The organism is Epilithonimonas pallida, assembly GCF_900182975.1.
Classification (GTDB): Bacteria; Bacteroidota; Bacteroidia; order Flavobacteriales; family Weeksellaceae; genus Epilithonimonas; species Epilithonimonas pallida.
The window spans coordinates 474,180-497,028 of sequence record NZ_FXUO01000001.1; the positions used below are offsets into that span (position 1 = coordinate 474,180).

30 protein-coding genes and 1 pseudogene are annotated in these 22,849 nt (G+C 39.0%); 14 read left to right on the forward strand and 17 right to left on the reverse strand.

Going from position 1 to position 22,849, the window contains the following annotated elements:
• Window positions 1-233: 233 nt before the first annotated feature.
• Window positions 234-467 carry a hypothetical protein gene (locus QOL71_RS02010; RefSeq protein ID WP_283415315.1) on the forward strand — a complete coding sequence of 78 codons (234 nt, stop codon included), beginning with the start codon at window positions 234-236 and terminating at the stop codon, window positions 465-467.
• A 218-nt stretch (window positions 468-685) separates the two neighbouring features.
• Complete coding sequence (locus QOL71_RS02015) at window positions 686-1,003, forward strand: hypothetical protein (protein WP_283415316.1); 318 nt, start codon at window positions 686-688, stop codon at window positions 1,001-1,003.
• 65 nt (window positions 1,004-1,068) lie between these two features.
• On the opposite strand, the gene QOL71_RS02020 is transcribed toward QOL71_RS02015, so the two are convergent.
• Both QOL71_RS02020 and QOL71_RS02025 read right to left on the reverse strand, forming a co-directional pair.
• Complete coding sequence (locus QOL71_RS02020) at window positions 1,069-1,677, reverse strand: hypothetical protein (RefSeq protein WP_273075315.1); 609 nt, start codon at window positions 1,675-1,677, stop codon at window positions 1,069-1,071.
• The gene (locus tag QOL71_RS02025; RefSeq protein WP_283415317.1) at window positions 1,667-2,341 is read right to left on the reverse strand and encodes a DNA-processing protein DprA; all 675 of its coding nucleotides are present in this window, start codon (window positions 2,339-2,341) and stop codon (window positions 1,667-1,669) included. Before QOL71_RS02025 ends, QOL71_RS02020 begins: the two co-directional genes overlap by 11 nt.
• Window positions 2,342-2,741: 400 nt before the next feature.
• Between QOL71_RS02025 and QOL71_RS02030 the strand changes: the two genes are divergently transcribed.
• The 3 genes from QOL71_RS02030 (at window position 2,742) to QOL71_RS02040 (ending at window position 4,778) form a co-directional block, all read left to right on the forward strand.
• On the forward strand, window positions 2,742-3,158 hold the full coding sequence (locus QOL71_RS02030) for a single-stranded DNA-binding protein (protein ID WP_283415318.1): 417 nt from the start codon (window positions 2,742-2,744) through the stop codon (window positions 3,156-3,158).
• A gap of 41 nt (window positions 3,159-3,199) precedes the next feature.
• Window positions 3,200-4,273: a DUF932 domain-containing protein gene (locus QOL71_RS02035; protein WP_283415319.1), complete on the forward strand. Its 1,074-nt coding sequence runs from the start codon at window positions 3,200-3,202 to the stop codon at window positions 4,271-4,273.
• A gap of 61 nt (window positions 4,274-4,334) precedes the next feature.
• Window positions 4,335-4,778, forward strand: coding sequence for a JAB domain-containing protein (locus QOL71_RS02040; RefSeq protein ID WP_283415320.1), 444 nt, complete (start codon window positions 4,335-4,337; stop codon window positions 4,776-4,778).
• 185 nt (window positions 4,779-4,963) lie between these two features.
• Here QOL71_RS02040 and QOL71_RS02045 read toward each other — a convergent pair whose 3' ends face one another.
• From QOL71_RS02045 to QOL71_RS02100, 12 genes and pseudogenes are all read right to left on the reverse strand, one after another.
• Entirely contained in the window at window positions 4,964-5,956 is a 993-nt protein-coding gene (locus tag QOL71_RS02045) for a DNA adenine methylase (protein WP_273077217.1), read from the reverse strand.
• A gap of 132 nt (window positions 5,957-6,088) precedes the next feature.
• Window positions 6,089-6,481, reverse strand: coding sequence for a TraQ conjugal transfer family protein (locus QOL71_RS02050; protein WP_283415321.1), 393 nt, complete (start codon window positions 6,479-6,481; stop codon window positions 6,089-6,091).
• Between the two features lie 61 nt (window positions 6,482-6,542).
• On the reverse strand, window positions 6,543-7,103 hold the full coding sequence (locus tag QOL71_RS02055; RefSeq protein ID WP_283415322.1) for a conjugal transfer protein TraO: 561 nt from the start codon (window positions 7,101-7,103) through the stop codon (window positions 6,543-6,545).
• A 1-nt stretch (window position 7,104) separates the two neighbouring features.
• Window positions 7,105-8,007 carry a conjugative transposon protein TraN gene (gene traN / locus QOL71_RS02060; RefSeq protein ID WP_283415323.1) on the reverse strand — a complete coding sequence of 301 codons (903 nt, stop codon included), beginning with the start codon at window positions 8,005-8,007 and terminating at the stop codon, window positions 7,105-7,107.
• A gap of 19 nt (window positions 8,008-8,026) precedes the next feature.
• Window positions 8,027-9,322 carry a conjugative transposon protein TraM gene (gene traM, locus QOL71_RS02065; RefSeq protein WP_283415324.1) on the reverse strand — a complete coding sequence of 432 codons (1,296 nt, stop codon included), beginning with the start codon at window positions 9,320-9,322 and terminating at the stop codon, window positions 8,027-8,029.
• A 4-nt stretch (window positions 9,323-9,326) separates the two neighbouring features.
• Window positions 9,327-9,596 (reverse strand): hypothetical protein, encoded by a 270-nt coding sequence (locus QOL71_RS02070; protein ID WP_283415325.1) that lies wholly within the window; start codon window positions 9,594-9,596, stop codon window positions 9,327-9,329.
• Between the two features lie 11 nt (window positions 9,597-9,607).
• Window positions 9,608-10,231: a conjugative transposon protein TraK gene (gene traK, locus QOL71_RS02075; RefSeq protein WP_283415326.1), complete on the reverse strand. Its 624-nt coding sequence runs from the start codon at window positions 10,229-10,231 to the stop codon at window positions 9,608-9,610.
• A gap of 12 nt (window positions 10,232-10,243) precedes the next feature.
• The gene (gene traJ / locus QOL71_RS02080) at window positions 10,244-11,236 is read right to left on the reverse strand and encodes a conjugative transposon protein TraJ (protein WP_283415327.1); all 993 of its coding nucleotides are present in this window, start codon (window positions 11,234-11,236) and stop codon (window positions 10,244-10,246) included.
• Window position 11,237: 1 nt separating this feature from the next.
• Window positions 11,238-11,870: a DUF4141 domain-containing protein gene (locus tag QOL71_RS02085; RefSeq protein ID WP_283415328.1), complete on the reverse strand. Its 633-nt coding sequence runs from the start codon at window positions 11,868-11,870 to the stop codon at window positions 11,238-11,240.
• Between the two features lie 25 nt (window positions 11,871-11,895).
• Window positions 11,896-14,402 (reverse strand): annotated as a pseudogene (locus QOL71_RS02090) (TraG family conjugative transposon ATPase).
• On the reverse strand, window positions 14,399-14,731 hold the full coding sequence (locus QOL71_RS02095) for a DUF4133 domain-containing protein (RefSeq protein WP_283415329.1): 333 nt from the start codon (window positions 14,729-14,731) through the stop codon (window positions 14,399-14,401). Before QOL71_RS02095 ends, QOL71_RS02090 begins: the two are co-directional and overlap by 4 nt.
• A gap of 11 nt (window positions 14,732-14,742) precedes the next feature.
• Complete coding sequence (locus QOL71_RS02100; RefSeq protein WP_283415330.1) at window positions 14,743-15,048, reverse strand: DUF4134 domain-containing protein; 306 nt, start codon at window positions 15,046-15,048, stop codon at window positions 14,743-14,745.
• Between the two features lie 182 nt (window positions 15,049-15,230).
• On the opposite strand from QOL71_RS02100, the gene QOL71_RS02105 reads away from it, so the two are divergent.
• The 7 genes from QOL71_RS02105 to arsB all read left to right on the forward strand — a co-directional run bounded on the left by QOL71_RS02105 (window position 15,231) and on the right by arsB (window position 19,930).
• Complete coding sequence (locus tag QOL71_RS02105) at window positions 15,231-15,557, forward strand: ArsR/SmtB family transcription factor (protein WP_002981116.1); 327 nt, start codon at window positions 15,231-15,233, stop codon at window positions 15,555-15,557.
• Window positions 15,558-15,613: 56 nt separating this feature from the next.
• A complete protein-coding gene (locus QOL71_RS02110; RefSeq protein ID WP_283415331.1) occupies window positions 15,614-16,087 on the forward strand; it encodes a DUF6428 family protein in 474 nt (157 codons plus the stop codon).
• A 12-nt stretch (window positions 16,088-16,099) separates the two neighbouring features.
• Window positions 16,100-16,531, forward strand: a complete 432-nt coding sequence (locus tag QOL71_RS02115) for a DoxX family protein (protein WP_283415332.1) — start codon at window positions 16,100-16,102, stop codon at window positions 16,529-16,531.
• Window positions 16,521-17,654: a chromate efflux transporter gene (chrA, locus tag QOL71_RS02120; RefSeq protein WP_283415333.1), complete on the forward strand. Its 1,134-nt coding sequence runs from the start codon at window positions 16,521-16,523 to the stop codon at window positions 17,652-17,654. The genes QOL71_RS02115 and chrA overlap by 11 nt, the downstream gene beginning before the upstream one ends.
• 55 nt (window positions 17,655-17,709) lie before the next feature.
• Window positions 17,710-18,483, forward strand: a complete 774-nt coding sequence (locus QOL71_RS02125) for a metallophosphoesterase family protein (protein ID WP_283415334.1) — start codon at window positions 17,710-17,712, stop codon at window positions 18,481-18,483.
• 97 nt (window positions 18,484-18,580) lie between these two features.
• A complete protein-coding gene (locus QOL71_RS02130; RefSeq protein WP_346772088.1) occupies window positions 18,581-18,871 on the forward strand; it encodes a glycine cleavage system protein H in 291 nt (96 codons plus the stop codon).
• A 3-nt stretch (window positions 18,872-18,874) separates the two neighbouring features.
• Entirely contained in the window at window positions 18,875-19,930 is a 1,056-nt protein-coding gene (gene arsB / locus QOL71_RS02135) for an ACR3 family arsenite efflux transporter (RefSeq protein WP_283415335.1), read from the forward strand.
• An 18-nt stretch (window positions 19,931-19,948) separates the two neighbouring features.
• Here the strand turns inward: arsB and QOL71_RS02140 are convergent, their stop codons facing one another.
• The 3 genes from QOL71_RS02140 to QOL71_RS02150 are packed head-to-tail and all read right to left on the reverse strand — an operon-like array spanning window position 19,949 to window position 21,751.
• Window positions 19,949-20,572 carry a hypothetical protein gene (locus tag QOL71_RS02140; RefSeq protein ID WP_283415336.1) on the reverse strand — a complete coding sequence of 208 codons (624 nt, stop codon included), beginning with the start codon at window positions 20,570-20,572 and terminating at the stop codon, window positions 19,949-19,951.
• Window positions 20,573-20,583: 11 nt separating this feature from the next.
• A complete protein-coding gene (locus QOL71_RS02145; RefSeq protein WP_283415337.1) occupies window positions 20,584-20,979 on the reverse strand; it encodes a DUF3408 domain-containing protein in 396 nt (131 codons plus the stop codon).
• Between the two features lie 4 nt (window positions 20,980-20,983).
• Window positions 20,984-21,751 (reverse strand): ParA family protein, encoded by a 768-nt coding sequence (locus QOL71_RS02150; RefSeq protein ID WP_283415338.1) that lies wholly within the window; start codon window positions 21,749-21,751, stop codon window positions 20,984-20,986.
• Between the two features lie 31 nt (window positions 21,752-21,782).
• Between QOL71_RS02150 and QOL71_RS02155 the strand changes: the two genes are divergently transcribed.
• The gene (locus QOL71_RS02155; protein WP_283415339.1) at window positions 21,783-22,202 is read left to right on the forward strand and encodes a hypothetical protein; all 420 of its coding nucleotides are present in this window, start codon (window positions 21,783-21,785) and stop codon (window positions 22,200-22,202) included.
• A gap of 209 nt (window positions 22,203-22,411) precedes the next feature.
• A complete protein-coding gene (mobA, locus tag QOL71_RS02160; protein ID WP_283415527.1) occupies window positions 22,412-22,849 on the forward strand; it encodes a conjugal transfer protein MobA in 438 nt (145 codons plus the stop codon).

The following is a 22,849-nucleotide window of genomic DNA, read 5'->3' on the forward strand; positions in this document are numbered from 1 at the left end:
TTGCTAAATGGGATTTATTCGGGAAAATTTTTCGATGCTTGACTTACTTTTGTAATCCAGAAGTAAAGAAAAAAATTTCTTTCACTTTCTCAACATAAAATAAATTTAACGACACAGTTAAAACTAGTAAAATCATAATCAATAGTAAATAAATTCAATTCTTTACTTTATTATCTGGCTTCAATCTTTTTTGAAATTAAATAATTATCTTTAGAAATCAAACGAATAAACTGATGACAAGATCGGAACTTCATGAGATTGTAGATTCTTATAAAAAAATATCTAAGTATATAATACTACGATTTGTAACTCTTACTTTTGATACAAAAGAAACAATTCTCAGAAATTTTATCGCAAAAGCAAGTTCATTACTTAATAGCATTTCACTTTTAATTAAGGAAGATCAGACAGGAGAGGCAACTGCAATATATCGTCTATTAATAGAAAGATATTTTTATGTGGAATAATTAGAAGATTCAAGTTATATCAAGAATTTAAAGACTGGTCATTTGTTAAAACATTTGAAATAAGAAATAAAATGCGAAGCCAGAACTCTTATAATACGAAAGAAATATCGGATGAAATTAAAGATAATGAATTTCAAATTAAGTTATATCAGGAATTAAAAAGTAAAAAACTAAATTGGATTGAGCCTAAAATTTAAGACTTTTCAAAAAGGATAGATTTGAAACCACTCTATTCTTTAGGATATGACCTTTGCTCATCTTATATACATCCGAGAGCCGATGAAGGTTTTTGGGATGCTTTACGCATAGCTAAAAATGAAAAAAAATCAGATGTAACCACAGTTAATTTACTACGCAACAGTATTTTAATTTCGAATGCTATTTTAGCTTTAACGACACACAACTCAAAAAATTTTTACGGAAACTCTTTACAAATATATTGCGATGCTATTTTTAAAATGTTAAATGTTTCTTTACAACTTTCTAATTTAATGGATCTCGAAGCAAACATATTCTCTGAATTAAACTTCAATTAGCTATGAGGGTATTTCAATATATAATCGATAAAAAAAAGTGAAATAGATAAAAATAGATGTAATGATCAATCAGGTAATTGTACACCACCATTAGCGGCCAAGTGCATAGTCCCTCTGCTGATATCAATTATTTTATCAACTTCTTTCCAACCTCTCGTTCTAATAGCGCAGAATATTTTGATCACCTTATCAGGATAAACTTTCTGAAGTTCTAATGCCGAGGCCATGGATGTTCTACCCAATGTCAGAATATCGTCAACCACAATAATGGTTGGTTCTGTAATCAATATAGGGGTTACTTGTAGACTGTCTTGATGTGCCTGCACCGTATTTCTGGTGTCTGCGTGAAATTGCCCACTTGATTTGGGAATTGCATGCTTGCGCATCAGACAATCAGCTACACTATCGCCTAATCCGTTGCTGGCAAGTGTCTCACAAATGATCTTCGCCGGAAATACAGCACCATCTACTAAAGGTGTACTTCTTGGTACCGGAACTAAAGCTGAGTTTGAAAAATATTCCGATAGATCTGCTTCTTTTATTCTCTGGCTTAATCTCGTACTGAAGCTTACATCTCCGTTTTTACATGATCCGGCAACTGTTCTTGAAGAAATTTCTATCTCGGACCTGCCTCTTGGAGAATAGGCCAAAAAAGTTAGAAACTCAAAAGACATATTCTTTTTTTGTGGTTAAAAAAGGAATGCTTTCGATCAGAAATTCAAAATTATCATTGGTCAGTACCTGTGCGCCATAACTTAGCATTTCTTCTGCCCATGAAATTTTATTGTTAAGGACATTTTCCATGATGAACAACTGTCTTCCTAATCTTAATGCCTCCCAACCCTGATGTTTTGTTCCGCTTTTCTCACTCGCCTCAATGATGATCGTTGCATCACTGATCAACGCCATTGTGCGGTTTCTGATAGGGAAACTTTTTGGAGTTACTGGATAGTTTTCCGGGAACTGCGAGATCAATAGGTGATTTTCAGCAATAAAATCCTGAAGTTCTTTATTTTCAGCAGGGAAATATTTATTGAGGGGTGTACCGATAACACCGATGGTATGACCTTGAAATTCAATGGCAGTTTTATGTGCGATCGAATCAACACCTTCTGCTAAGCCGCTGACCACGGTAATGTCATTTTGAACCAAGAGCTTCGCTATCTTTCTTGCTCTTCTTATACCCAGTTCAGAAACCTTTCTGGATCCAACAACCGCTACCCTTCTTCCATTTTCCAGTAACGAAAAATCCCCTTTGTAAAACAACTCTTTGGGACTGTTCTTTTTCTCAACGGTAGTAAGCTTATCGTAGTATTCGTTAAAAGCAGTGATCTGCATAGGTCTTCAAGATTTAAATCAATAATGTAAATATAGTGTATTTAGTGTGTAAAATACAAATCGAAAAACACTAAAACCAACCATCAAGGAGAAATTATTAAATATTACGTACAACTGATCTTTTTCATAATAAACCGGTAAAAAGGCAGCTAAGCTATATCGGTCATCCATTTCTTCACCCAGCCAAAAGACTACGGCATAAACGGTCTCCTCCCTGAAGGTACCCTCCAATTATTCCGTTTCCTTTTGGCTTTTCCCCTTGCCCGCTAAGATTATCTGCTTTCTTTTTTCCGGTTTTTCTTTTGAAAAATATTCAGCGAAGCCCAAAGGGCTTTCAGAGAGGGGTCGGAGAAGAGATTGATAACAGATCAAAATGTACAATCTTTTAAAATCAACGGTTATGAACATTATCGGAAGACTGACAAGGGATGCGGAAGTGCGCAACTTGCCAAATGAAAAACAGGTAGTTAATTTTTCAATTGCTACGAATGACAATTATCGCAACAAACAGGGCGAACGAATCGAACACACCACCTATTTTGAATGTGGTTACTGGATCTCTCCAAAAGTTGCAGACTTTTTAACAAAAGGGACTTTGGTAGAATTAAGCGGAAGAGCCTACACCTCTGCATGGATAGGAAAAGACGGAGAACCCCATGCAGGTCTGAATTTCCACACCTCACAAATCAAAGTTCACAGCAGTAGTAAACGAACTGAAAACAAGTCTAATGAATCGAATAAAAAAGTTAAGAAGGAAAATTCAAATTCCAATTCCAATTCCAACAACAGCGAAAAAGATGATGACCTACCATTTTAAAATCATCAAATACAATTATCTAACAAATAAATATTAACATCATGGCACATCAATTAAATTTCAACAACAGAACAGGAAAATATTCATTTTTCAGCGTAAAGGAAAAAGCATGGCACAACTTGGGGCAGATCGTACAGGAATACCCGACAAGTGAAGAAGCCATCAAATTTGCAGGACTTGACTACAAGGTTGAAAAATCTCCGCTATTCACAAAAGGTGCAGGCATTATGGAAAATACCAACGGAATAGAAATGATCGATTCAGAATTGGAAGTTCCCAACTACTTTGCCAATATCCGCAACGATAATAACACCGTTTTAGGCGTAGTCGGAAAAGATTACCATATCGTACAAAATCGTGAAGCCTTTTCATTTTTTGATTCTATTGTAGGCGGTGGGAATGGTATCTTGTATGAGACTGCAGGAGCTTTGGGAAATGGTGAACGCATATTTATCACGGCTAAATTACCCGATTATATCCGTGTTGGAAATGGTGACGATATTACGGAAAAATATATTTTCCTAACCACCTCCCACGATGGGAGCGGAAGCATCACCGCCGCATTTACGCCTGTACGCATTGTTTGCCAAAATACTTTAAACGCTTCACTAAAAAATATGAGCAATGTGGTGCGGATCAGACATACCGCAGGAGCAAAACAGCGTTTAGACGATGCCCACAAGGTCATGGGATTAGCGAATAAATTGAGTACTGAATTGGAAAGCACGTTTAATCATTGGGCAAAAATAAAGGTCGGTGATGACGAGATGAAAAGACTGATACAGTTGGCACTCTGCCCCAACAAAGAAACTTTAAACCATTTGCAGAAAGGAAATTTTGATGAAGTATCTACAGTTTTTAAAAACACCGTTGATGATGCATTTGCCTATGCGATGATCAGCGAAAGCCAACAGATGGAAACCACCAAGGGAACTTTGTTCGGGGCTTACAATGCGGTTACAGGTTACTTTCAGAATGTCAGAAATTACAAGGATAATGAAGCCAAACTACAGTCCATCGTTTTGGGAGGAACTGCACAATTGAAATCTCAAAAGGCTTTTGATCTGTGTAAAAATTTTGCCCGATTTGGCAAAGAAACTTTGATCATGAATTAATTACAAATTTTAAAAGTTAAGTACGGGAAATTCAAGTCTCTGCCGTACAAGAGCAACCATTATGAAATTCAATATTGTCAACGAGATAAAATTAAGTTATTCCAGAAGAGGAAATTCTGAAAAATTAGTTAGTAGTTCGCGGGATGCAGTGGATGTATTCCGTCAGCACTTTGACCGTGATGAAATAGATTACCGAGAATCATTTTTTGCCTTATATTTAAATCAGGCTCACAAAGTTTTAGGGATAAGAAAAATTTCTGAATCGGGAATTTCTTCCACGGTTGTCGATGTTCGTATCATCATGCAGGCGGCACTGCTTTGTAACGCTTCAGCTGTAATATTGGCACACAATCATCCCTCCGGAAATTTGAAACCTTCTGCCGAAGATTTGAAAATTACGCAGAGCATTAAAAGCGCATCAGAATTTTTAAACCTTAAATTACTGGATCATTTCATTCTGACTTCAACCGGTCATTTATCATTTGCCGACGAAGGTCTTTTGTAAATGAATTCATATTATTAAAAAAAATACACGACAATATTTGAATTGTCGTGTATTTTCAAATTCGGGCGAAAAGACAATTCCTTCCGGTGGTCGGAAACGTCTTTTCGCAAAAAGAAGGGATACAACTCTTATGTTATGCCTCACAAAACCTCCCTGCTTCATAAAAGTTGTGAGCCCGTGTAGATTTAATGTTTTATTAAATGATGAAGGTATTCTATTGTTCTTCCAGTACCCATTGCTTGCTTACTTTGAAATCGCTTGTATTCAATTGTTGAACAACTATAGGTTCCCAAACCATTCATCATCTCCTTAATAATAGGATATGAAATAAATCCTTCATTATTGTAACTTAAGAAAATATGCTGAAAATCGCATTTTTGTAAAAGATCAAACATCCCATTTTCAGCCTCTGATCTTAAACAGAACTTTGATGTTTTGTAGGATCTCAAACCAGCCTTTCCCCGAGGCTCAAAATCGATATCATACAAAGCGATGGTATTCAACAAATGATAATAAGAACCATATTCTCTACCATTATAAGGAGGATCCAAATACAGGATGTCACCTTTCACTTGGGTAATTAATTCGCTGCTGTCCATATTAAATATTTGACAGTCCGGATGCGGTAGTGACGTTCTTTTGAGCGGAAGTAATTGTAAGTTCTTGTTGGCAGTTATTTTTAGTACCTTTAGGTAAGCGCAGTACACGGAGGCTGTGTTAGCAACTTTATCAACCGCTTTTAACAAGGTAGCCAATAAAAGGATATAGAAATCCTGATCTATCTCAAAACTTTGAAATCGTCGTTCAATATCCATCCTTATGGCATCTATTTTTTGACCGTTTTCGGATGAAAAATATAACCGACCAGCTGTTCCGCATTCCGAATATTGATTAAATATAAATCCTTCCCTGCCATCTAATTGATTTAATTCCGCAAGCATTCCCCGGTATTTCTCTTCTGATACGTTGCTAAAGAAGGCACTGTTAATAACAAAGCTATAGTACTCCCTATCATTGTAAATGATACTTTTAACTTTGTCATGGAAATAGTTTCCCACTATTCCTGTTCCTGCAAAAAGATCACAGAAGCTGCAATCAGTCAGTTTTAGTTTTAAAGAATGTGAAATGACATTGTAGATAAACCCCGATAGTCTTTTTTTAGATCCCAAATAATTCATTTTTATTTGCAATCTCCTGTAAAATGGTGTTGAGACTTCACTCAGTCTAATCCTGATCTGATTTTGCTTTCAATGTCCTCATCAAAAAGCGGCTTGGTACAAAACCAAGCCGCTAGAAGACAATTAGAAATTTTAAGATGCATTGTCAAATTCAAAATCTACCTTTCTTTCATTTCCAAAACTATCCTTTATCCAAATACTAAACAGATGAGATTCGGAAGATTTAGATGTATAGTAAAGTCTGAATTGTTTTTGCTTCAATGGATACTCGTCATTCGGTAGATATGGTGGATCGCTGTAATATTGAAGTTGACCAGCTCCTTCATATTGAAAATACCTAACACTGTACATTGTTCCATTAAAGTTCGAAGAAGTCAATAGTGAAATGCGAATTTCTACCGTTTCATTCTCAGCTATTTTACCAGGAACTGGCATTATTTGAACTTCAAAAGGAAAGTCGTGCCGAATTTCCAGATCGCTGTCCTGACAGGAATTAAATACAAAACTAACTAAGAAAATTGCCATTGAATACTTAAATAGTTGCAAGATCTTTTTGTTGATTACATTTTTCATTTTACAAGCTTTTTTAAAAATTAAATCGTATTCCGAAACCAAACAAAGCGTGAAACTCACCGAGCTGACTTTTCTGCAAATAGCGCAGCTGCCCATTGACCAAAAAAACCAAATGGTCTGTCAGATAACTTTCTAAAGACAGTTTACCACTTGCACCATAAATAAAATTCTCGGTTGCATTAATAATAGAGCCATCATAGATCGTTTCATTTCCCCTATTGATCTGCTCATAACCTGCAAGGCCTCCTAAACTAAGATTGAAATTGACATTCCGCATCAGATCTCCCCACACATAGAGACTGTACCCCCCATTGAAAAGGAAGGTATCAATCGGAATATCGTAATGGACATACTCGTAATACTTTCTGCTGTATTCGGCCAATCCGAAGAGGTAATTACCGTTTTTGGTGTAAGAAATAACACCTGCACCTAAAGCGTAATTTTGCTTTTCAGGAGATTGTGGAAATACTGAATATGAAATTTCGAATCCTTTTTGATTAGGGATCATTTGCTGAGCCAGAGTTTCTATACTCATCATAGTAATAAAGATGATGGCTAAAAATATCTTGTTCATCTTAGTTCGTTTTTATGTTTAAACCGTTGATCAGCCTGGCTTGAATCAGGTCTTTATTGTCAAGCTGAACCTTCTGATGCCTTCCCCCATTCTTTTCCAGAATTTCAATTTCCAAGACCTGATCTTTCAGAAGGGTAAACTGATCCAATAAATAAACTCCTGATATTTCAGAATGATGAGAAGCTGTCATTGTTGGAAAATATACCCTAATCGGCTCTAAGATTTTATCCTGAACGACCATTCTTTTTAAATTCTTTTTATCGATAATTTTGAAATTTACCAGGTCAATTTCGTATGACACGTTACTACTGTTTTTAACCTCCAAGGTGAAAAAGAATTTGCTGTCATTGACGTGCAGTGCCCGGACTGAAAACTGGATGCCGTAGCTTCTGGACGATATGTGTTTGATGGTCTTGCTGCTTTTTTCATACAGGTTTTCCATAATCAATTCCGTAAGAGAGGACGAACTTCCTCTGATATCTTCAAACAGGACATCCGCAATATACTGGCGCTCATGGCTTCTCTGCATCTTTAAAAGGTCATAGCTGAGTGCGTCAGGATATGAACTGTAAAACACATCGAAGCTGTAGAACTTTCCGTCTTCGGTGATCACCGAAAAATTGGTTTCTTCTTCGAAGTCCCTGACTGCCGATTTGATCCGAAGAACATTTCCAACAGGTTCTGCCTTATTGGCGACCAGCAGGTCACTCCCCAGGTCAACATATCGGATTGGAGAAGGAAAAAGCAGGTGCGAGGTTTTATTGTACGTTACCTGCATTTTATAGGGCTGTAATCTAGCCTGTTCTAATGGAAGATATGTAAAGATAGAATCCTGCGCTAGTGCTCTTACTGTCAAAAGCAGAAATACGACTGTAGTGAGATAATTCCTTTTTATTTTATTCATTTTCTTATTTTTTAATGGGTTATTTTTTTGGCACAAGCAAAACCTGATGGCCCGCTTTTACCTTTACTTTTTGTTGTCTGACCCGCTTCTGGAAATAACCGGACAACCCCTGCAACACGCCTCTGCTTAAATCCGCCGCGATCTGCTGACCTGCCGACTGCGTCATCATAATATTGGTACCAGAAGTTTGCCCCATACTGCCCACAATGTCGGTCACAGCATTTTGCTCCGGTGAATAAGGAACATATAGACCAAGCTGACCATCATTGTCATGAACATTGATCTCTACAGGATAAATGCTACCTTGATATTCTATCGACGAAATTTTCAATTGCAGTCTCCCACCCTGAAATTTGCCGTTTGCTTTTAGTAAGGTTCCTGCAGGAATTTTGGTATGAGCCAGAAGCATACTTTCCAAGAGTCTGATCGATAATGTACTTTCATTGGTCATCGTCATTGACTCTTGTACAAGACCTTTGATCGCATTTTTTGATTGTTTTGAATCATTGGTTTCATCCTGAGTTCCGAACATTCTATTATCATTCAGACCAGCCATAAAGGCGCTGTCCGATGGCTCTCTGTATAAAGAAGAGACAATATTTAAGTGAGCTGATTTTACTGCTGTGAGCTGTACTTTATTTCCAGAAGGCTGCTTCACATCCTCTTCTCTTGATATAGGATCTTCCTGTTTATTATTTTGGGGAAGGTATTTCGCAGCCATTTGGTAGGATTTTTCCATCAGCTCCAATTGGTCATTGACCCCAAGACCTGCAGGAACAGCATTGTTCTGCAAAGCTTCATTCTTTAATCTGGATATTTCTTTCCTAAGATTATTCACTTCCTGATCATCCCTGCTGTAGAAGGAACCTAATGTCTGCTGCGCATTGCGATAGCTGTTAACTGCACTCGGATTTGATGGTGACAAACTATTCGAATTAGCAGTCAATGAAGTCTGATCAGAATTTTGGTTAAGGCTGTTTTGGTCAGTCCAGTAATCAGACAAGGTGGTCATCGCATTTCTTTTCTCTTCATTTCTTTGCTCCAGCAATTGTTGCTCATAGGCTTTCTGTTTATCAGATTGTAACTGGTCTTCCTTTGCCTGCGGTATCCCCGCATTGAAGCCTGATTCTTCTATGACCTTATTATCGTTTGGTTTAAAGATGAGGTAGAGGCATCCGGCACAGACAACAGCCATCAGAAAATAAATGATCGGCTTTTTAAATCGTTCCACTGGAAATTTCTGCAGACCTTCTGCTTCTCTTTCCTGTTCCTGCGATTCGCCCTCCGTGACCTTGATTTTATTTGAATCTTTCATTGTCCTATTTTTTAAGGGTTGAACCCGTTTTGTTATCGTGTGACTGTCTTTTCATAGCAGTGTGATCAGATATGGTCGTTATATGACTGATCGACATGCTGTTATTATCATTTGCTGTTGTGGTAAAGATGCTGATCAACACCAATATTGTGAGAATACAGTATCCTGCTAAAAACAGCTTGGTGAATAACCTCTGGCGTTTCGCCGGGAGCTCTTTCCATTTTCGGTCTGCATGCAAAATCTGGCGCTCTATTTTATCCCTTATTTTTTTCATTGTTCTAACTTTTAACGTTCAACAGTTTCAATGTCTTTGTTTTCAACGACGTTGAATTTTTCAATCGTAAATCCCTGGGGATTGCTGTCTGACCGCACAGAGTTCACTAATGAACAATTGGTGATCAAACTTCGTGTCGTCAGATTGCTGGATCGGATAATGAATTGTCTTGCGTACGTTTTTACGGAATAAGGATAGCTGTCGAAGTTGGCAACGACACTGTCAACCTCTACCCTCTGCTGGATATTCCCTGAGATGATCCGGTTGTAATAGCCTTTCTCCTGCAGGTCTTTGTAGTAATCGAATGCAGACTGGTCTGCCAGATTAAAGGCCCTTTTAACGTTGCTTTCAATGGCATTTTTATCCGGTGCCACGGTAAAGAACAGTTCGTGAAAACGCCTTACATGCTCCCTTGCTTCTACAGGCCTGTTGATCGACATATCCTGAGACAGGGCGACCATCAGTGATTTGCCGTTGTCCAACACGTAGATCTTCTGGCGCTGATCTTCTGCAAATTGATAGGACTTGAAAACGACAACTCCCACTACTGCAAAGCAGAGCACCGCAAAAACAAAGGTGAATAAGCGGATCTGCTTGAAGCTGCTCTCTATATTTCTTAAAGTTTTAAATTCCATTGGATCGTATTTTTATTTTAATAATCTGCCTGAGATATTACCTGTCGCAGAACCCGCTGCTGCCCCTGCAATATTGCCGGATTTGGTGGCGGTCTGGTTGACATTGCGCATAAAGTTACCGGCACCTCCTGCCTGAATGACCCATCCGGTAACGGTTGGAATCGTAAAATATCCGATAATCCCGATGATCATATAGATGATGTAAACCGTGTTAGATGTATCAGGAATGAAGTTCGGATCTGCCAGCATCTCAATGTCCCGCTCCAAAATGAGCGATTGTATTTTGGCCAGGATCGAACTGAAAATATCCGCAACTGGTAACCATAGATAAACACTGATGTATCTGGTGAGCCATTGGGTCAGTGTAGTCTGGAAACCATCCCACACAGAGATGGCAAAAGCAATGGGTCCCAAAATAGACAGTACGATGAGAAAAAAGGTTCTGATCGTATCAATGACCAAAGCAGCTGATTGGAAAAGAATCTCTAGAAATTCACGGAAACCGTCTCTGATATCCTTTTTGATAGCAAACATCTCCCTTTCAATATACATTCCTGACATTGTGACCAGGTCAGAGGGCGACCATCCCAGCTCTTCCAACTTTTTATCGAATTCTTCATCCGAGATCAGATAGGCCATCTCAGGATTCCTGAGCATCGCTTCCCGTTCCAGAAGGTCTTTTTTCTGTTGCAATTCGTTCAGATCCAAAACCTGATCTTCCAGCATCGAATGACTTCCCTGAACGATCGGGCTCAGCACTGCATTGATGCTTCCCAATACCAATGTCGAAAAGAACATTATACAGATACCAATAGCAAAGGGTCTGAGCATTGGAAAGAGGTCGATCGGTTCGGCACGGCTTAATGACTGCCAGACCTTGATGGCTACATAGAACAGTGCGCCTAATCCTGCAACCCCTTTTGCTACCGCAGCCATATCGGCACACAATGGCATCATCTCATCATAGACCGAACGAAGTACTTCGTGTAAGTTATTCGGTTCCATCTTACCAGTATTTTTGATTGGAGGTGCCGTAAAGATCCAAGACCCTTTGGGTATTGTTCTGCTTTTTGGCTCTCAGATAGCTGACAGAGATATTCTTGTTCGTATAGTATCTTACAAGGTTATGATACTCTTTGACCTCTTTGTAGACCCTGTCGATCACGTCCATTCTTTCCTTATCGTTCATGGAAAGGCCATTGGCCGTGATGATCTCTTTCAGCTCTTTCAGCAGTTCTGTACTTTCCGTAAGCAGGGCTGAATAACCGTTGGCAATGGCCGTCAGTTCCTGGGCATTGAAGTTGGGATCGTTGAGCATCTTCCCAAAATTGTTGACGTAGATTTCTGAGACATCTCCTACGAGAAGAACCGTCTGCTGCACTTTTCGGGCATCTTTGACAAGGTTGTTGACAGCCTTCAGTTTGTCATAATATTCCTTTCCCTGTTCATAGACCTTCTTTACTTCGTTGAAGTTCTTGATAACGTTGGAAACCGTTGATGAGGTCTGCACGATCTCATTGGCGGAGTTCAAAATGCCTGATGCCAGGTTGGCCGGATCGGTTACTACAAATTGTGCCTTTACGAATGTTGTTGTAGCAAGAATGGCTACCATTGCTGTTTTAATGATCAAATTTTTCATTGTTGTAAAATTTTAAATGATTGGATTAATTTTCTTTGTTAGATTTGATCCTCCTGAGAGAGATCCTTTTTATGGCATGTTCCACATTGCCGTCCAGTTCAGAGGCCAGGTTCATCACCTCCATTTTTTCTGTCTCCTCAGTGGTGTAAGCCAGATATTCCTCGGTGGAAACCTCCGTGGCATAGACCGCAGAATGCGTTCCGCCCAGCCCGATCCAGACTTCCTTGTAAAGTCTTTTAGGATCATTGTTCATATTGATGGATAGTACTTGTGACTTTTCTTTTTCAGTAAGACCCAGCATTGCCTGGATATCATCGAACTTGTTCATATACTTCCGCTGATCCAGTAGGATCTTGCAGTCTGAATTATTGATAATGCTTTCTTTGACAATGGGTGACTGGATGATGTCATCCACTTCCTGGGTCACCACGATGGCTTCCCCGAAAAATTTCCTGACCGTCTTGAAAAGGTATTTGATGTACTCAGCCATCCCCTCCTTGGCGATCGCTTTCCAGGCTTCTTCAATCAATATGAGTTTTCTGATTCCCTTCAGTCTTCGCATCTTATTGATGAAGACCTCCATTATGATGATGGTTACGATCGGGAAAAGGATCTTATGGTCTTTGATGGCATCGATCTCAAAAACAATGAATCGTTTGGACAAAAGATCCAGCTGCCTTTCTGAATTGAGCAGGTAATCGTATTCACCGCCTTTGTAATAAGGCTCCAACACGTTGAGAAAGTTGGCGATATCAAAGTCTTTTTCCCTGACCTTTTTTTGTTCCAGAACTTTCTGATAGTCATCTTTCACATAGTCATAGAAACCATTGAACGAGGGATGGGAATTTTTGCTCCTGATCTGTTCAATATAGCCGCTCACCGCATTGGACAAAGCAACCTCTTCTGAACGGCTTGGTGGTTCATCATCCCTTTTCCATAAAGTGAGGATCAGGGTCTTGATACTTTCTCTTTTTTCAATATCAAAAACGCCGTCATCGGTATAGAATGGATTGAAAGCAATCGGATTGTCTTCGGTATAGGTAAAATACACGCCGTCCTCTCCTTTCGTTTTTCCTTTGATCAGTTCGCATAATCCTTGGTAAGAATTTCCGGTATCGACCAAAAGAACGTGTGCTCCCTGTTCGTAATACTGTCTGACCATATGGTTGGTGAAAAAGGATTTACCACTTCCTGAAGGTCCCAAAATAAATTTGTTCCGATTGGTGATGATCCCCTGTTTCATCGGAAGATCGGAGATATCCAGATGGATTGGTTTTCCTGTCAGCCGGTCAGCCATCTTGATCCCGAATGGTGATGGTGAATCCTGATAATTGGTTTCCTCCGTGAAGAAACACAAGGCTGTTCAATAAACGTATAAAAGCTTTCTTCACTTGGAAAGTCACCTGCATTGCCCGGGATCCCTGCCCAATACAAGGTTGCTGTGTCCGTCGTATTGTGGCGTGGTTTGCATTCCATCAAGGCTAAAGCACTGCCTGTATCATTCTTCAGCTGTTTCAATTCTAAAGGATTATCAGACCATGTCATCACATTGAAATGGGCTCGGATGGATTGGAGACCATACGAATGGGCTTCATTGAGGTATTTCTCTATCCATTCTTTGTTGATCTGATTGGCTCTGCTGTACCTAGCCAGTGAATGCATGTTTCTGGCGGATTTTTCAAACTTGGATAGATTCTCATCGCTGTCGTCAATGAACAGATACTGATTGTAAATGTGATTGCAGCTCAACAGAAGTCCTACCGGCGAGGCAAAGGACAGCAGACAGTCACTTCGGTCGGTACTCAGTTTTTCATACCGGCTGTGCGAAGAAACAGTACCAGGCAGATCTTCGGTATCGGATAAGGTATGCATACTTATCCTATTGTTTCCGATACGCATTTCTTCTGATCCGAGTTTGATATCCTGCAATGAAGGATTGATATCTCTTGACAGGGTCAGGTATTGCTCCAATATTCCAGATTGTTCCTCAGTTCCTGAGATCTCATCTTCGGTTATCCGTTCCAGATGGACGTAGCCGCTATCATTTATAATTCTTTCAAACTGGTCGACAGCTTCCAAAAAGCGGCTCATCACTTCTTTGTCTTTGATCTCCTTTGGGATCAGTTTGCCTTTGCATAGGGATGAGAAGTTGCTCTGCATCCGCATTCTCTCTTTACTGGTCTTCGTGATATACAGATAGCAGTAGTGATTCAGAAAAGGTCTCTCGTTGAAATGTCTTTCAAAAGATTTTGACAGAAAACTCTGGTCTACTCTGGACAGATCCGGATTGTAGTTTTCTTTGATAAACCAGTCCTGTTTATGAACAACCGTATAATCAGGCAGTGTCTTGACAGCCTTAAACCAAGCCGAATGCATCGCTTCATATTCTGCTGATGCCATCGTAAAGAGTTCAGGAAGTCTGACCTTGAAGCAGACCGTAACATCCGCATCTTTTGAAATAATACAGTCGTTCTCTATCGCAAGCAGTGGAAATTTACTCTCTAAGGTTGCGGCTTTGGAGGTATTTCTCATAATGAAGCTTTTTGACGGTTACTTTTCAGGTAGCGGTAGATGCATTTGCGGCTGATGATGTACTTGGGATGCTTTTTTTGGGCACTTAGTTTCATCAGGCCATGCTCGCCGTATTTTCGATTCATTGAGAAGGTTTGCCAGATTAATAATGCACTACTGACTCCGCCGAATGCCAGACAGAAATAAGTATTGACTCCCGCCATGTACATAATCATGACGCAGATCAACAGACCTAGCAGGCCACCAGCGAAAATAAATAGGTATTGTGCTTTTAATCCTTTGAACTCAACCGTTCTTCCTATTCCTTTGTTGATATGATATGTATTCATAGTAACAAAATTTATAGGAAGAATGAACGTAGGATCGTTGCTGCCACGATAAGGAAGATACACGCACCGAACCAGCTGGCAGCAGTCTTACTCGTATCGGGATCACCACTGCTGAACTTGTTGTAAACTTTTACTCCTCCAATGAGTCCGACAACCGCCCCGATGGCATAAATCAGCTGTGTGGCTGGCTCAAAATAAGAAGTCACCATCTGCGTCGCCTCATTGATCCCGGCACTGCCGTTACCTTGGGCAAAGGCTCCCAGTACAGCTAAAAAGGTCAGCCCTGATAGCAGTATTTTTTTTCTTTGTTTTTCCATAACTGAAACACATTAATTGTTACTTGCTCCCACACCCTGTGGGTTGATGAGGCAAAGGTGTCGGAGTCTTGGACATATTTTAATCGAATGGCGGTTTAGGGAATCTTTTGGCGGTTAAGCAGCATAAAATATTTGGTGGTTAATTTTTTTTATCGTAATATTGCAATATTAAAAAAACAATTATGGGAGCTACTAAAACAGAACATTTTACAGACAAGCAAAACCAAATTGCAACTATTGCAAAAGCATTAGGGCATCCTGCCAGAATAGCGATAATTGAGTATTTGATGAAAGTCAATGAATGCATCTGCGGCGATATTGTGAACGAATTGCCTTTGGCTCAACCAACCGTTTCCCAACATTTGAAAGAACTGAAAAATGCAGGGATTATAAAAGGTAACATTTCCGGAAACGCTATCTGCTACTGTATAGACGAAAAGACCATCGAAATTCTAAACACTTATTTTTCCGCAATAGTACAAACGGTTACCAAATCAAAGTGCTGCTAAGCATTTTTTTACCTTAATATATTGCAATATTGCATTTAAACTATAAACATTTAATTATGAAATTATCAGACATAAAAGAAATTTTACCAAAATTGGACAATGTTGAATTTCAACTAGAAAATGGAACTTTTGTTCCGGAACATTTCCACGTTACAGAGGTGGGAATGATTACCAAAAACTTTATCGATTGTGGTGGCGTTATCCGCTCAGAAAAGGTTGTGAATTTTCAGCTTTGGAATGCAGACGATTTTGAACACCGTTTAAAGCCTAACAAATTACTCAACATTATCAAACTTTCCGAGGATAAATTAGGAATCGAGGATTTTGATATTGAAGTTGAATATCAAAGTGATACGATTGGAAAATATGATCTAGAATTCAATGGAAAAACATTTATTCTAAAAAATAAGACTACAGCTTGTTTAGCACAGGACGCTTGTGGAATTCCATCAGAAGAACTCAACAAGAATCTCGCGCAATTAAATGTTAATAGTACTAATACGTGTACACCAGAAAGCGGGTGTTGTTAAAAACAGGTTTTTATGTTTCAAAGAATACTTTTTACCGCCAACAACAAAACCACTATTTTAATTCGTCTAATGGTAGGCGCCGTGTTCCTTTCGGAAGGCATCCAAAAATTTCTCTTTCCTGCATTGCGAGGTGCCAGCCGATTTGAAAGAATAGGATTTCCTACCCCTGAATTTTTAGGGAATTTTGTAGGGGCATTTGAGATTTTGTGCGGGACGTTCGTATTGCTGGGATTGCTTACAAGGTTAGCCAGCATTCCTTTAATCATCATTATGCTTGTCGCTTTTGCTGCCACCAAAACAGAAGTGTACCTAGAAAAAGGATTTTGGGAAATGTTACACGGAAGCCGAACCGACTGGGCGATGCTTTTGGGAAGTATTTTTTTGCTGATCAAGGGTGGAGGTTGTTGGTCATTCGATAAAATGTTGATGTCGGATGGAAAATAAGGTCAGTACAAAAGAGATCTTTCTTCTCTTTCTCAAACTGGGTATTATCGGATTTGGCGGTCCTGCCGCCCACATCGCAATGATGCAGAATGAAGTGGTGGCCAAAAGAAAATGGATGGACGAACAGCATTTTCTTGATCTGCTAGGAGCTGTCAACCTTATCCCCGGCCCCAACAGTACCGAAATGGCAATACATATCGGCTATGACAAAGGCGGATGGAAAGGTCTGCTGGCAGCCGGCTTGTGCTTTATTTTTCCCGCCGTTTTGATCACAGGAATATTCGCTTTTTTATATCATCAATATGGACAGCTGCCTCAAGTTCAACCGCTTATTTACGGTATCAAGCCTGCAATCATTGCGGTAATCATCGGCGCAGTGTATCCATTGGCAAAGAAATCAATCAAATCTGTATTCCTGGCTTTGGTCGGTATGATTGTATTATTAGGTTCCTTATCGGGAATCAACGAGATTTATCTGATGTTTGGTGCGGGCTTCTTAGCCATATTTGTGTTCTTGTTTCAAAACAGGAATAATGGCAACACTATGCAGGGTTTTGTTCCTTTATTATTTTTCAAGGTCGGTCAAAGTGATTTTCTTTCAGAAACAAATGTCAAATTGTTCTGGATCTTCCTGAAGATCGGTTCAATACTGTATGGGAGCGGATATGTGTTATTTGCATTCCTCGATACAGAATTGGTTGCAAAAGGCCTGATCACCAGACAGCAATTAATGGATGCGATCGCAGTGGGCCAGTTCACGCCGGGACCTGTCTTTTCTTCTGTGACCTTTATCGGTTATCAGATCAATGGATTATCAGGTGCCATACTTATGACTATTGCCATATTCCTACCATCATTTATTTTCGTTGCATTGCTCAATCCGCTAATGAAAAGGATACGCAGATATAAAAGCTTATCGGCTTTTCTTGATGCTGTCAATGTAGCCTCTGTAGCAATCATAGCTTCCGTCTGCTTTACAATGGGTAAAGAAGCCATTACAGATTGGCGAACGATCACTATTGCATTGATCAGTGCTTGTGTTGTTTTCAAATACCAAAAGATCAACAGTGCGTTCATCGTTTTAGCAGGTGCATTATTAGGTTATATTTTAAATACCATCTAATAAAGATTATAATTAAAAAGCAATCCGTTTACCGATAACATTAAAAATAAATAAAATGAAAATTGCATTATTCAGCGACATTCACGCTAACCTCCCTGCATTGGAAGCATTCTTTGCAGATGTTGAAAAAAGAAATCCCGACAGCATTTATTGCTTGGGAGATTTAGTAGGTTACAATATCTGGCCAAACGAAGTGGTCAATGAAATCCGTAAAAGAAAAATACCCACTATTGCAGGCAACTACGATTTTGGCATTGGGAGAATGAGTAATGAATGCGGTTGCGCCTACAAAACAGATGCTGAGAAGGACAACGGAAACATTTCCATTTCTTTTACCAATTCTTTGATGAAAGATGATGAACGTTCTTATTTACGCACACTTCCAGCGCATATCAAAGTCGAATTTCAATTGAACGAAGACAAGCTAAATCTCCTTTTGGTACACGGGAGTCCGAGAAAAATAAATGAATATCTTTTCGAAGACCGTGAAGAAAAAAGTATGCTTCGTATGATGGAACAGGCCGATGCCGACATTATGTGTTTCGGACATACACACAAACCTTATCACAGGGTTTTAAATTCCGGTATTGACGGACAAGATCATTTTCGTCACGCTGTAAATATAGGTTCGGTAGGAAAACCAAAAGACAATGATATAAGAGGTGGTTATGTGATGTTGACGATCAATGAAAATAGTTCTGTTTTGAACAGAGAAAGCATAAGTGTAGAATTCATTCGCTTTGATTATGACTTTGAAAAGGCTGCAAAAGCAGTGGAAGACAGTCCGCTTCCAAACGAGTACGCAGAAAATCTAAGACGTGGCTATTAATCCTTAATATTTAAAAAATGGAACTTCCAAAAGATCTTCATTATTCAAAAGAACAGTTCTTATTGAGAACAAAACTGCAACTGTCGGTATTACAGCATTGGCACAAAATGAATTAGGCGAAATCGTGTATGTTGACCTACCGAATGTTAATCATAATTTTAAACAAGACGAAGTATTTGGTTCTTTGGAAGCTATTAAAACCGTCAGCGACCTATTTATGCCTCTTTCAGGGAAAATAATTGAAACCAACGAGCAACTTTTAAAAGAGCCAACGCTTGTAAATTCTAATCCGTTTGATAATGGCTGGATGGTGAAAATTGAAATTGAAGACCTAAGAGAGACCGAAAATTTGTTAACAGCGGAACAGTACGCTCAATTAAATAACTAGACGATGCAGCCAAAATTAAAATTCCTCGACCGCTTTCTTACCCTATGGATTTTTTTAGCAATGCTTTTGGGTGTTGGGTTGGGATATTTCTTTCCTGATATTTCTACTGTAACTAATTCTTTGTCTGTCGGAACAACTAATATTCCTTTGGCAATAGGCTTAATTTTAATGATGTATCCACCCTTGGCAAAAGTGGATTATACTCTATTACCAATGGCTTTTAAAGACAAAAAAGTAATGTCAGTGTCCTTGCTACTCAATTGGATCATCAGCCCTATTTTAATGTTTGTGTTGGCAATCATTTTTCTGCGAGATGAGCCAGACTATATGATTGGTTTAATTTTAATCGGTTTGGCAAGATGCATTGCAATGGTAATTGTCTGGAACGATTTAGCAAAGGGTAATAGAGAGTATGCAGCTCTGCTGATCGCATTAAATAGTATTTTCCAGTTAGTATTTTATAGTTTTTATGTTTGGCTTTTCATTAATGTACTACCACAAAAACTGGGCTTAGGTAATTTCAATGTTGCTGTACCGATGAAAGATGTTGCCGATAGTGTATTCATCTATTTAGGAATTCCTTTTATTGCGGGATTTTTGAGCCGTTATTTTTTGATCAAATTAAAAGGAAAAGAGTGGTTCAATAGAAAATTCATTCCGGCTATCTCACCTATTACTTTGTATGCTTTACTATTTACCATAGTATTGATGTTCAGTTTGAAGGGAGACAAAATTTTAGAGCTACCAATGGACGTTGTTAAAGTTGCAATCCCATTAGTAATTTACTTTGTTCTTACATTCTTCATCAGCTTTTTTATTAGTAAGGCATTGAAAGTACCGTACGATAAAAATGCATCGATTGCTTTTACAGCAACAGGAAACAATTTTGAATTGGCTATTGCTGTTGCTATAGCAGTTTTTGGAATCCATTCTTCACAAGCATTTGTTGGGGTAATTGGGCCACTGGTAGAAGTACCAGTGCTGATACTGCTGGTTAAAGTAAGTCTCTGGCTTAAGAAAAAATACTATGGTAATGCTAACTTAACTGAGCTTATATAAAACATAAGGGGAATTTGCCTAGACAAACTCCCCAATGTCGAAACCTTTTGCATCATCTTTACGCTTGAAAGAAATATCCTCATCTTTATTCGGAATATTCTGGCTCAGTAAATTAGCAACTCGCTTTGATGCATCACCTAATGAATTTTCTAAAAGATCAAAAAGCTCGGTTCCCTGAATTTTCTGAATTATGTTGACCGCTTGCTGTTCTAAGCCAGGCTCCAGCAAATCTTGCTGAAGCAGCTGTCCCGCAGTACTCAATTCCTGAAAGGTAACCCCTGTGGCAAACCCGCTTTCTGTTTTAGAATCATCTTGGTACAGCCAGTCTTCTTCCTCGTCTTCCCAATCATTATTTTTGACCAGTATCTCGTCAAGTACTTTCTTTGAAGCCGTATTTTCAAATACCTCCTCCTTGGTTTCTAAATCAAAATTAATTCCTTTTGGTACGATAGATTCGCCCTGGACTTGATCGACATCAGATGGCACTGGTTTTCTCTCTTCTTTCTTTATTTCTCCCATAACAGAGGACAAAGCTGGGTGAGCCTCGGCACTTTTTTCCTTATGATGCTGATTGATATACTTCTTATCCCAAAGTAGTAGGATGATAAGTAATAATAGCCCTATTATGATTAATTGTTCCATACGATGATAAATTAAAAGATTGGACGGTATTTGCTGTTGAAATCATCGGTGATCTCTTTTTCAAACGTTTCAAAATGGTATGCCAAAATATTATCGAGATAAGCATATAAAGGGATCTGATCTTCGGCAATGATCTGGATGATCCGGGAAAGTCTTTCATGATATTCAGGTCGAATGTAGATACTTTTATCACCACGTTTGGTCATTGTATGATGGGTAAGAAACTGCTCAGCGTAGGTGATTTCAGTACTTTTTTTGTTCTTTGTTCTTTGCTTCGCAGGCGGCTTGTCCTTTTCAGAATCAAGTTCATGATTCTGCGTTTCCTTCTTTGTGCTGCCAGCCATGATAGACATCAAATATTGTTCATCGATATTGTTGTCTTCATTGTTCTTTATATCAGTGTCCATCTTTTCACAATTTTACAATTCTTAAAAATTCCTCCATAAACTGGTCGAGCCGACATAACATCATCAACTTGCAGTCTGCCGGTAATAGTGTTGAACGGAAAACGGTTTTGGCGACCGTTTCCCCTTCTTTACGAAATCGCTTACTGTCTGTGATAGATGTTTCCATTAATTGAAGTCCCAGATCTTTGATCACTTTCTCATAGTTTTTATATAATGGTGTTCTCTCTCTGCCATCGACCTGGTTCCAGAACAGCTGTATGCTTTTGATCTCGGTATGTTTTTTTTTCATTAGGACATTGGTTAGGACATCCGTAAAACTCAGGGTGCTTTCAAGAACGACCCTATCTGCTGTGATAGGAGAAAAGATGTAGTGGACATTGGCAAGAGTGCTCAAGATCCCAGCCGTATTGACCGTTCCAGGCAGGTCCAGAAAAACGACATCCGGTACAACTTCGGAATTGTCAACATACGCTTCCAGCTCTTCCAAGACCGTATCGGCCTTACTCTGAAACACAGGATAGGCCTTTTTATTGATGGTTGTAAATTGCTTATGAGCCATTTTTTTTAATACCCCATTTTGCATCACTGCTTTAAGATCTCTCTCCCTCATCTGTATCAGACTATACTGCGGAAAGTCACAGTCGAACACTGCGACTTGATAACCCAAACGATAATGAAGAATACTCGCCAAAAGTGTTGTGAAGGTGCTTTTTCCCACCCCTCCCTTTTGAGTGGAAAAGGTAATGATTGTTGGTTGTTTTTTTGTTTCCATTTTTGTTGATTTTATAGTTAAACATTAGTAAATGATACTTTTAGAATGGCTGATAGCGAGAAGGATTGCGCTGCTTCCATCTGTCTTGAAATCTCGGACAACTGAGTGCATATCTGACTTCAGGAATTTGGGTAATCTTTCAATCGGTCATTTGTTCTTTCTTGAAAGAATCCTATACTTACCTCAGGTTATAATTCCTGACCGACCCCTATCCTATGTGAACTCCGGATATCCGGAAAGCTTGAATTCCTGGATTCTAGAATGTTTGTCTTTAACATCTCAAACAATTTTGCCAGCCATCAGTCCTGCCAACTTTCTTGTACAAATAAATAACATCAGGCTGCACTCATCTTCTAAGTGGTTGTCTTTGTCTTGCAGTGGTTTTGTTTGGCTTTATGAACATCAGAGAATCTGTGAAGCATTGTGGTTTACTTTGTCAAAGGGTGATTGAGTGGATTAATGATCTAAACCTTTTCACATAGGAAGAGCCTGTATGCTGGATTGAATCTATCCTATTATAGATCTATCCTTTCACCCGAAAGGGGCAAGTTGTGTTTTGAGCATCTCGAAACGTTTTCGGATGCTCAAAACAACTTGCCCTTGCAGGGGGCAGAAAAACAACCTCCGAAGTCGATGTTTTAAAAATTAATTGGACAGATGATGAGTGAACATAATAGTAAATCAAAGAAAAAGACAGGACGCCGTCCAAAGGCGGATCCTGCCAAGATTCGATATACGATATCATTTAATGAACGGGAACATTCCCGCTTTCTTGAACTTTTTAACCAGTCGGGAATGAACGTGAAGGCTCATTTTATAACAGCCTGTATTTTCGAAAAGACGATCAAAACCATTAAAGTGGATAAGGGCACGGGGGATTTCTATATGAGACTAACCTCGTTTCACAGCCAGTTTAGGGCTATAGGGGTCAATTACAATCAGATGGTTAAACTACTATACACCAATCTTTCCGAGAAAAAAGCAGCAGCTATCCTGTATAAAATGGAAAGACAGACTTTGGAAATGATCGAAATTTTTAAAAAAGTGGTACAGTTGACAGAAGAATTTGATCAAAAATATTTGAAAAATCCGAAGTAA

Excerpts from the sequence above, each read along its gene's own strand:
- QOL71_RS02095 (WP_283415329.1), bottom strand. The coding sequence starts at position 14,731 with ATGAATACATATCATATCAACAAAGGAATAGGAAGAACGGTTGAGTTC.
- traN (WP_283415323.1), bottom strand. The coding sequence starts at position 8,007 with ATGAATAAAATAAAAAGGAATTATCTCACTACAGTCGTATTTCTGCTT.
- QOL71_RS02100 (WP_283415330.1), bottom strand. The coding sequence starts at position 15,048 with ATGGAAAAACAAAGAAAAAAAATACTGCTATCAGGGCTGACCTTTTTA.
- QOL71_RS02115 (WP_283415332.1), top strand. The coding sequence starts at position 16,100 with ATGTTTCAAAGAATACTTTTTACCGCCAACAACAAAACCACTATTTTA.
- QOL71_RS02040 (WP_283415320.1), top strand. The coding sequence starts at position 4,335 with ATGAAATTCAATATTGTCAACGAGATAAAATTAAGTTATTCCAGAAGA.
- QOL71_RS02055 (WP_283415322.1), bottom strand. The coding sequence starts at position 7,103 with ATGAACAAGATATTTTTAGCCATCATCTTTATTACTATGATGAGTATA.
- QOL71_RS02035 (WP_283415319.1), top strand. The coding sequence starts at position 3,200 with ATGGCACATCAATTAAATTTCAACAACAGAACAGGAAAATATTCATTT.
- QOL71_RS02110 (WP_283415331.1), top strand. The coding sequence starts at position 15,614 with ATGAAATTATCAGACATAAAAGAAATTTTACCAAAATTGGACAATGTT.
- chrA (WP_283415333.1), top strand. The coding sequence starts at position 16,521 with ATGGAAAATAAGGTCAGTACAAAAGAGATCTTTCTTCTCTTTCTCAAA.
- QOL71_RS02050 (WP_283415321.1), bottom strand. The coding sequence starts at position 6,481 with ATGGCAATTTTCTTAGTTAGTTTTGTATTTAATTCCTGTCAGGACAGC.
- traJ (WP_283415327.1), bottom strand. The coding sequence starts at position 11,236 with ATGGAACCGAATAACTTACACGAAGTACTTCGTTCGGTCTATGATGAG.
- QOL71_RS02010 (WP_283415315.1), top strand. The coding sequence starts at position 234 with ATGACAAGATCGGAACTTCATGAGATTGTAGATTCTTATAAAAAAATA.
- QOL71_RS02105 (WP_002981116.1), top strand. The coding sequence starts at position 15,231 with ATGGGAGCTACTAAAACAGAACATTTTACAGACAAGCAAAACCAAATT.
- traK (WP_283415326.1), bottom strand. The coding sequence starts at position 10,231 with ATGGAATTTAAAACTTTAAGAAATATAGAGAGCAGCTTCAAGCAGATC.
- QOL71_RS02070 (WP_283415325.1), bottom strand. The coding sequence starts at position 9,596 with ATGAAAAAAATAAGGGATAAAATAGAGCGCCAGATTTTGCATGCAGAC.
- QOL71_RS02045 (WP_273077217.1), bottom strand. The coding sequence starts at position 5,956 with ATGAATTATTTGGGATCTAAAAAAAGACTATCGGGGTTTATCTACAAT.
- arsB (WP_283415335.1), top strand. The coding sequence starts at position 18,875 with ATGCAGCCAAAATTAAAATTCCTCGACCGCTTTCTTACCCTATGGATT.
- QOL71_RS02085 (WP_283415328.1), bottom strand. The coding sequence starts at position 11,870 with ATGAAAAATTTGATCATTAAAACAGCAATGGTAGCCATTCTTGCTACA.
- QOL71_RS02030 (WP_283415318.1), top strand. The coding sequence starts at position 2,742 with ATGAACATTATCGGAAGACTGACAAGGGATGCGGAAGTGCGCAACTTG.
- mobA (WP_283415527.1), top strand. The coding sequence starts at position 22,412 with ATGAGTGAACATAATAGTAAATCAAAGAAAAAGACAGGACGCCGTCCA.
- QOL71_RS02025 (WP_283415317.1), bottom strand. The coding sequence starts at position 2,341 with ATGCAGATCACTGCTTTTAACGAATACTACGATAAGCTTACTACCGTT.
- QOL71_RS02020 (WP_273075315.1), bottom strand. The coding sequence starts at position 1,677 with ATGTCTTTTGAGTTTCTAACTTTTTTGGCCTATTCTCCAAGAGGCAGG.
- QOL71_RS02155 (WP_283415339.1), top strand. The coding sequence starts at position 21,783 with ATGATACTTTTAGAATGGCTGATAGCGAGAAGGATTGCGCTGCTTCCA.
- QOL71_RS02125 (WP_283415334.1), top strand. The coding sequence starts at position 17,710 with ATGAAAATTGCATTATTCAGCGACATTCACGCTAACCTCCCTGCATTG.
- QOL71_RS02150 (WP_283415338.1), bottom strand. The coding sequence starts at position 21,751 with ATGGAAACAAAAAAACAACCAACAATCATTACCTTTTCCACTCAAAAG.
- QOL71_RS02145 (WP_283415337.1), bottom strand. The coding sequence starts at position 20,979 with ATGGACACTGATATAAAGAACAATGAAGACAACAATATCGATGAACAA.
- QOL71_RS02140 (WP_283415336.1), bottom strand. The coding sequence starts at position 20,572 with ATGGAACAATTAATCATAATAGGGCTATTATTACTTATCATCCTACTA.
- traM (WP_283415324.1), bottom strand. The coding sequence starts at position 9,322 with ATGAAAGATTCAAATAAAATCAAGGTCACGGAGGGCGAATCGCAGGAA.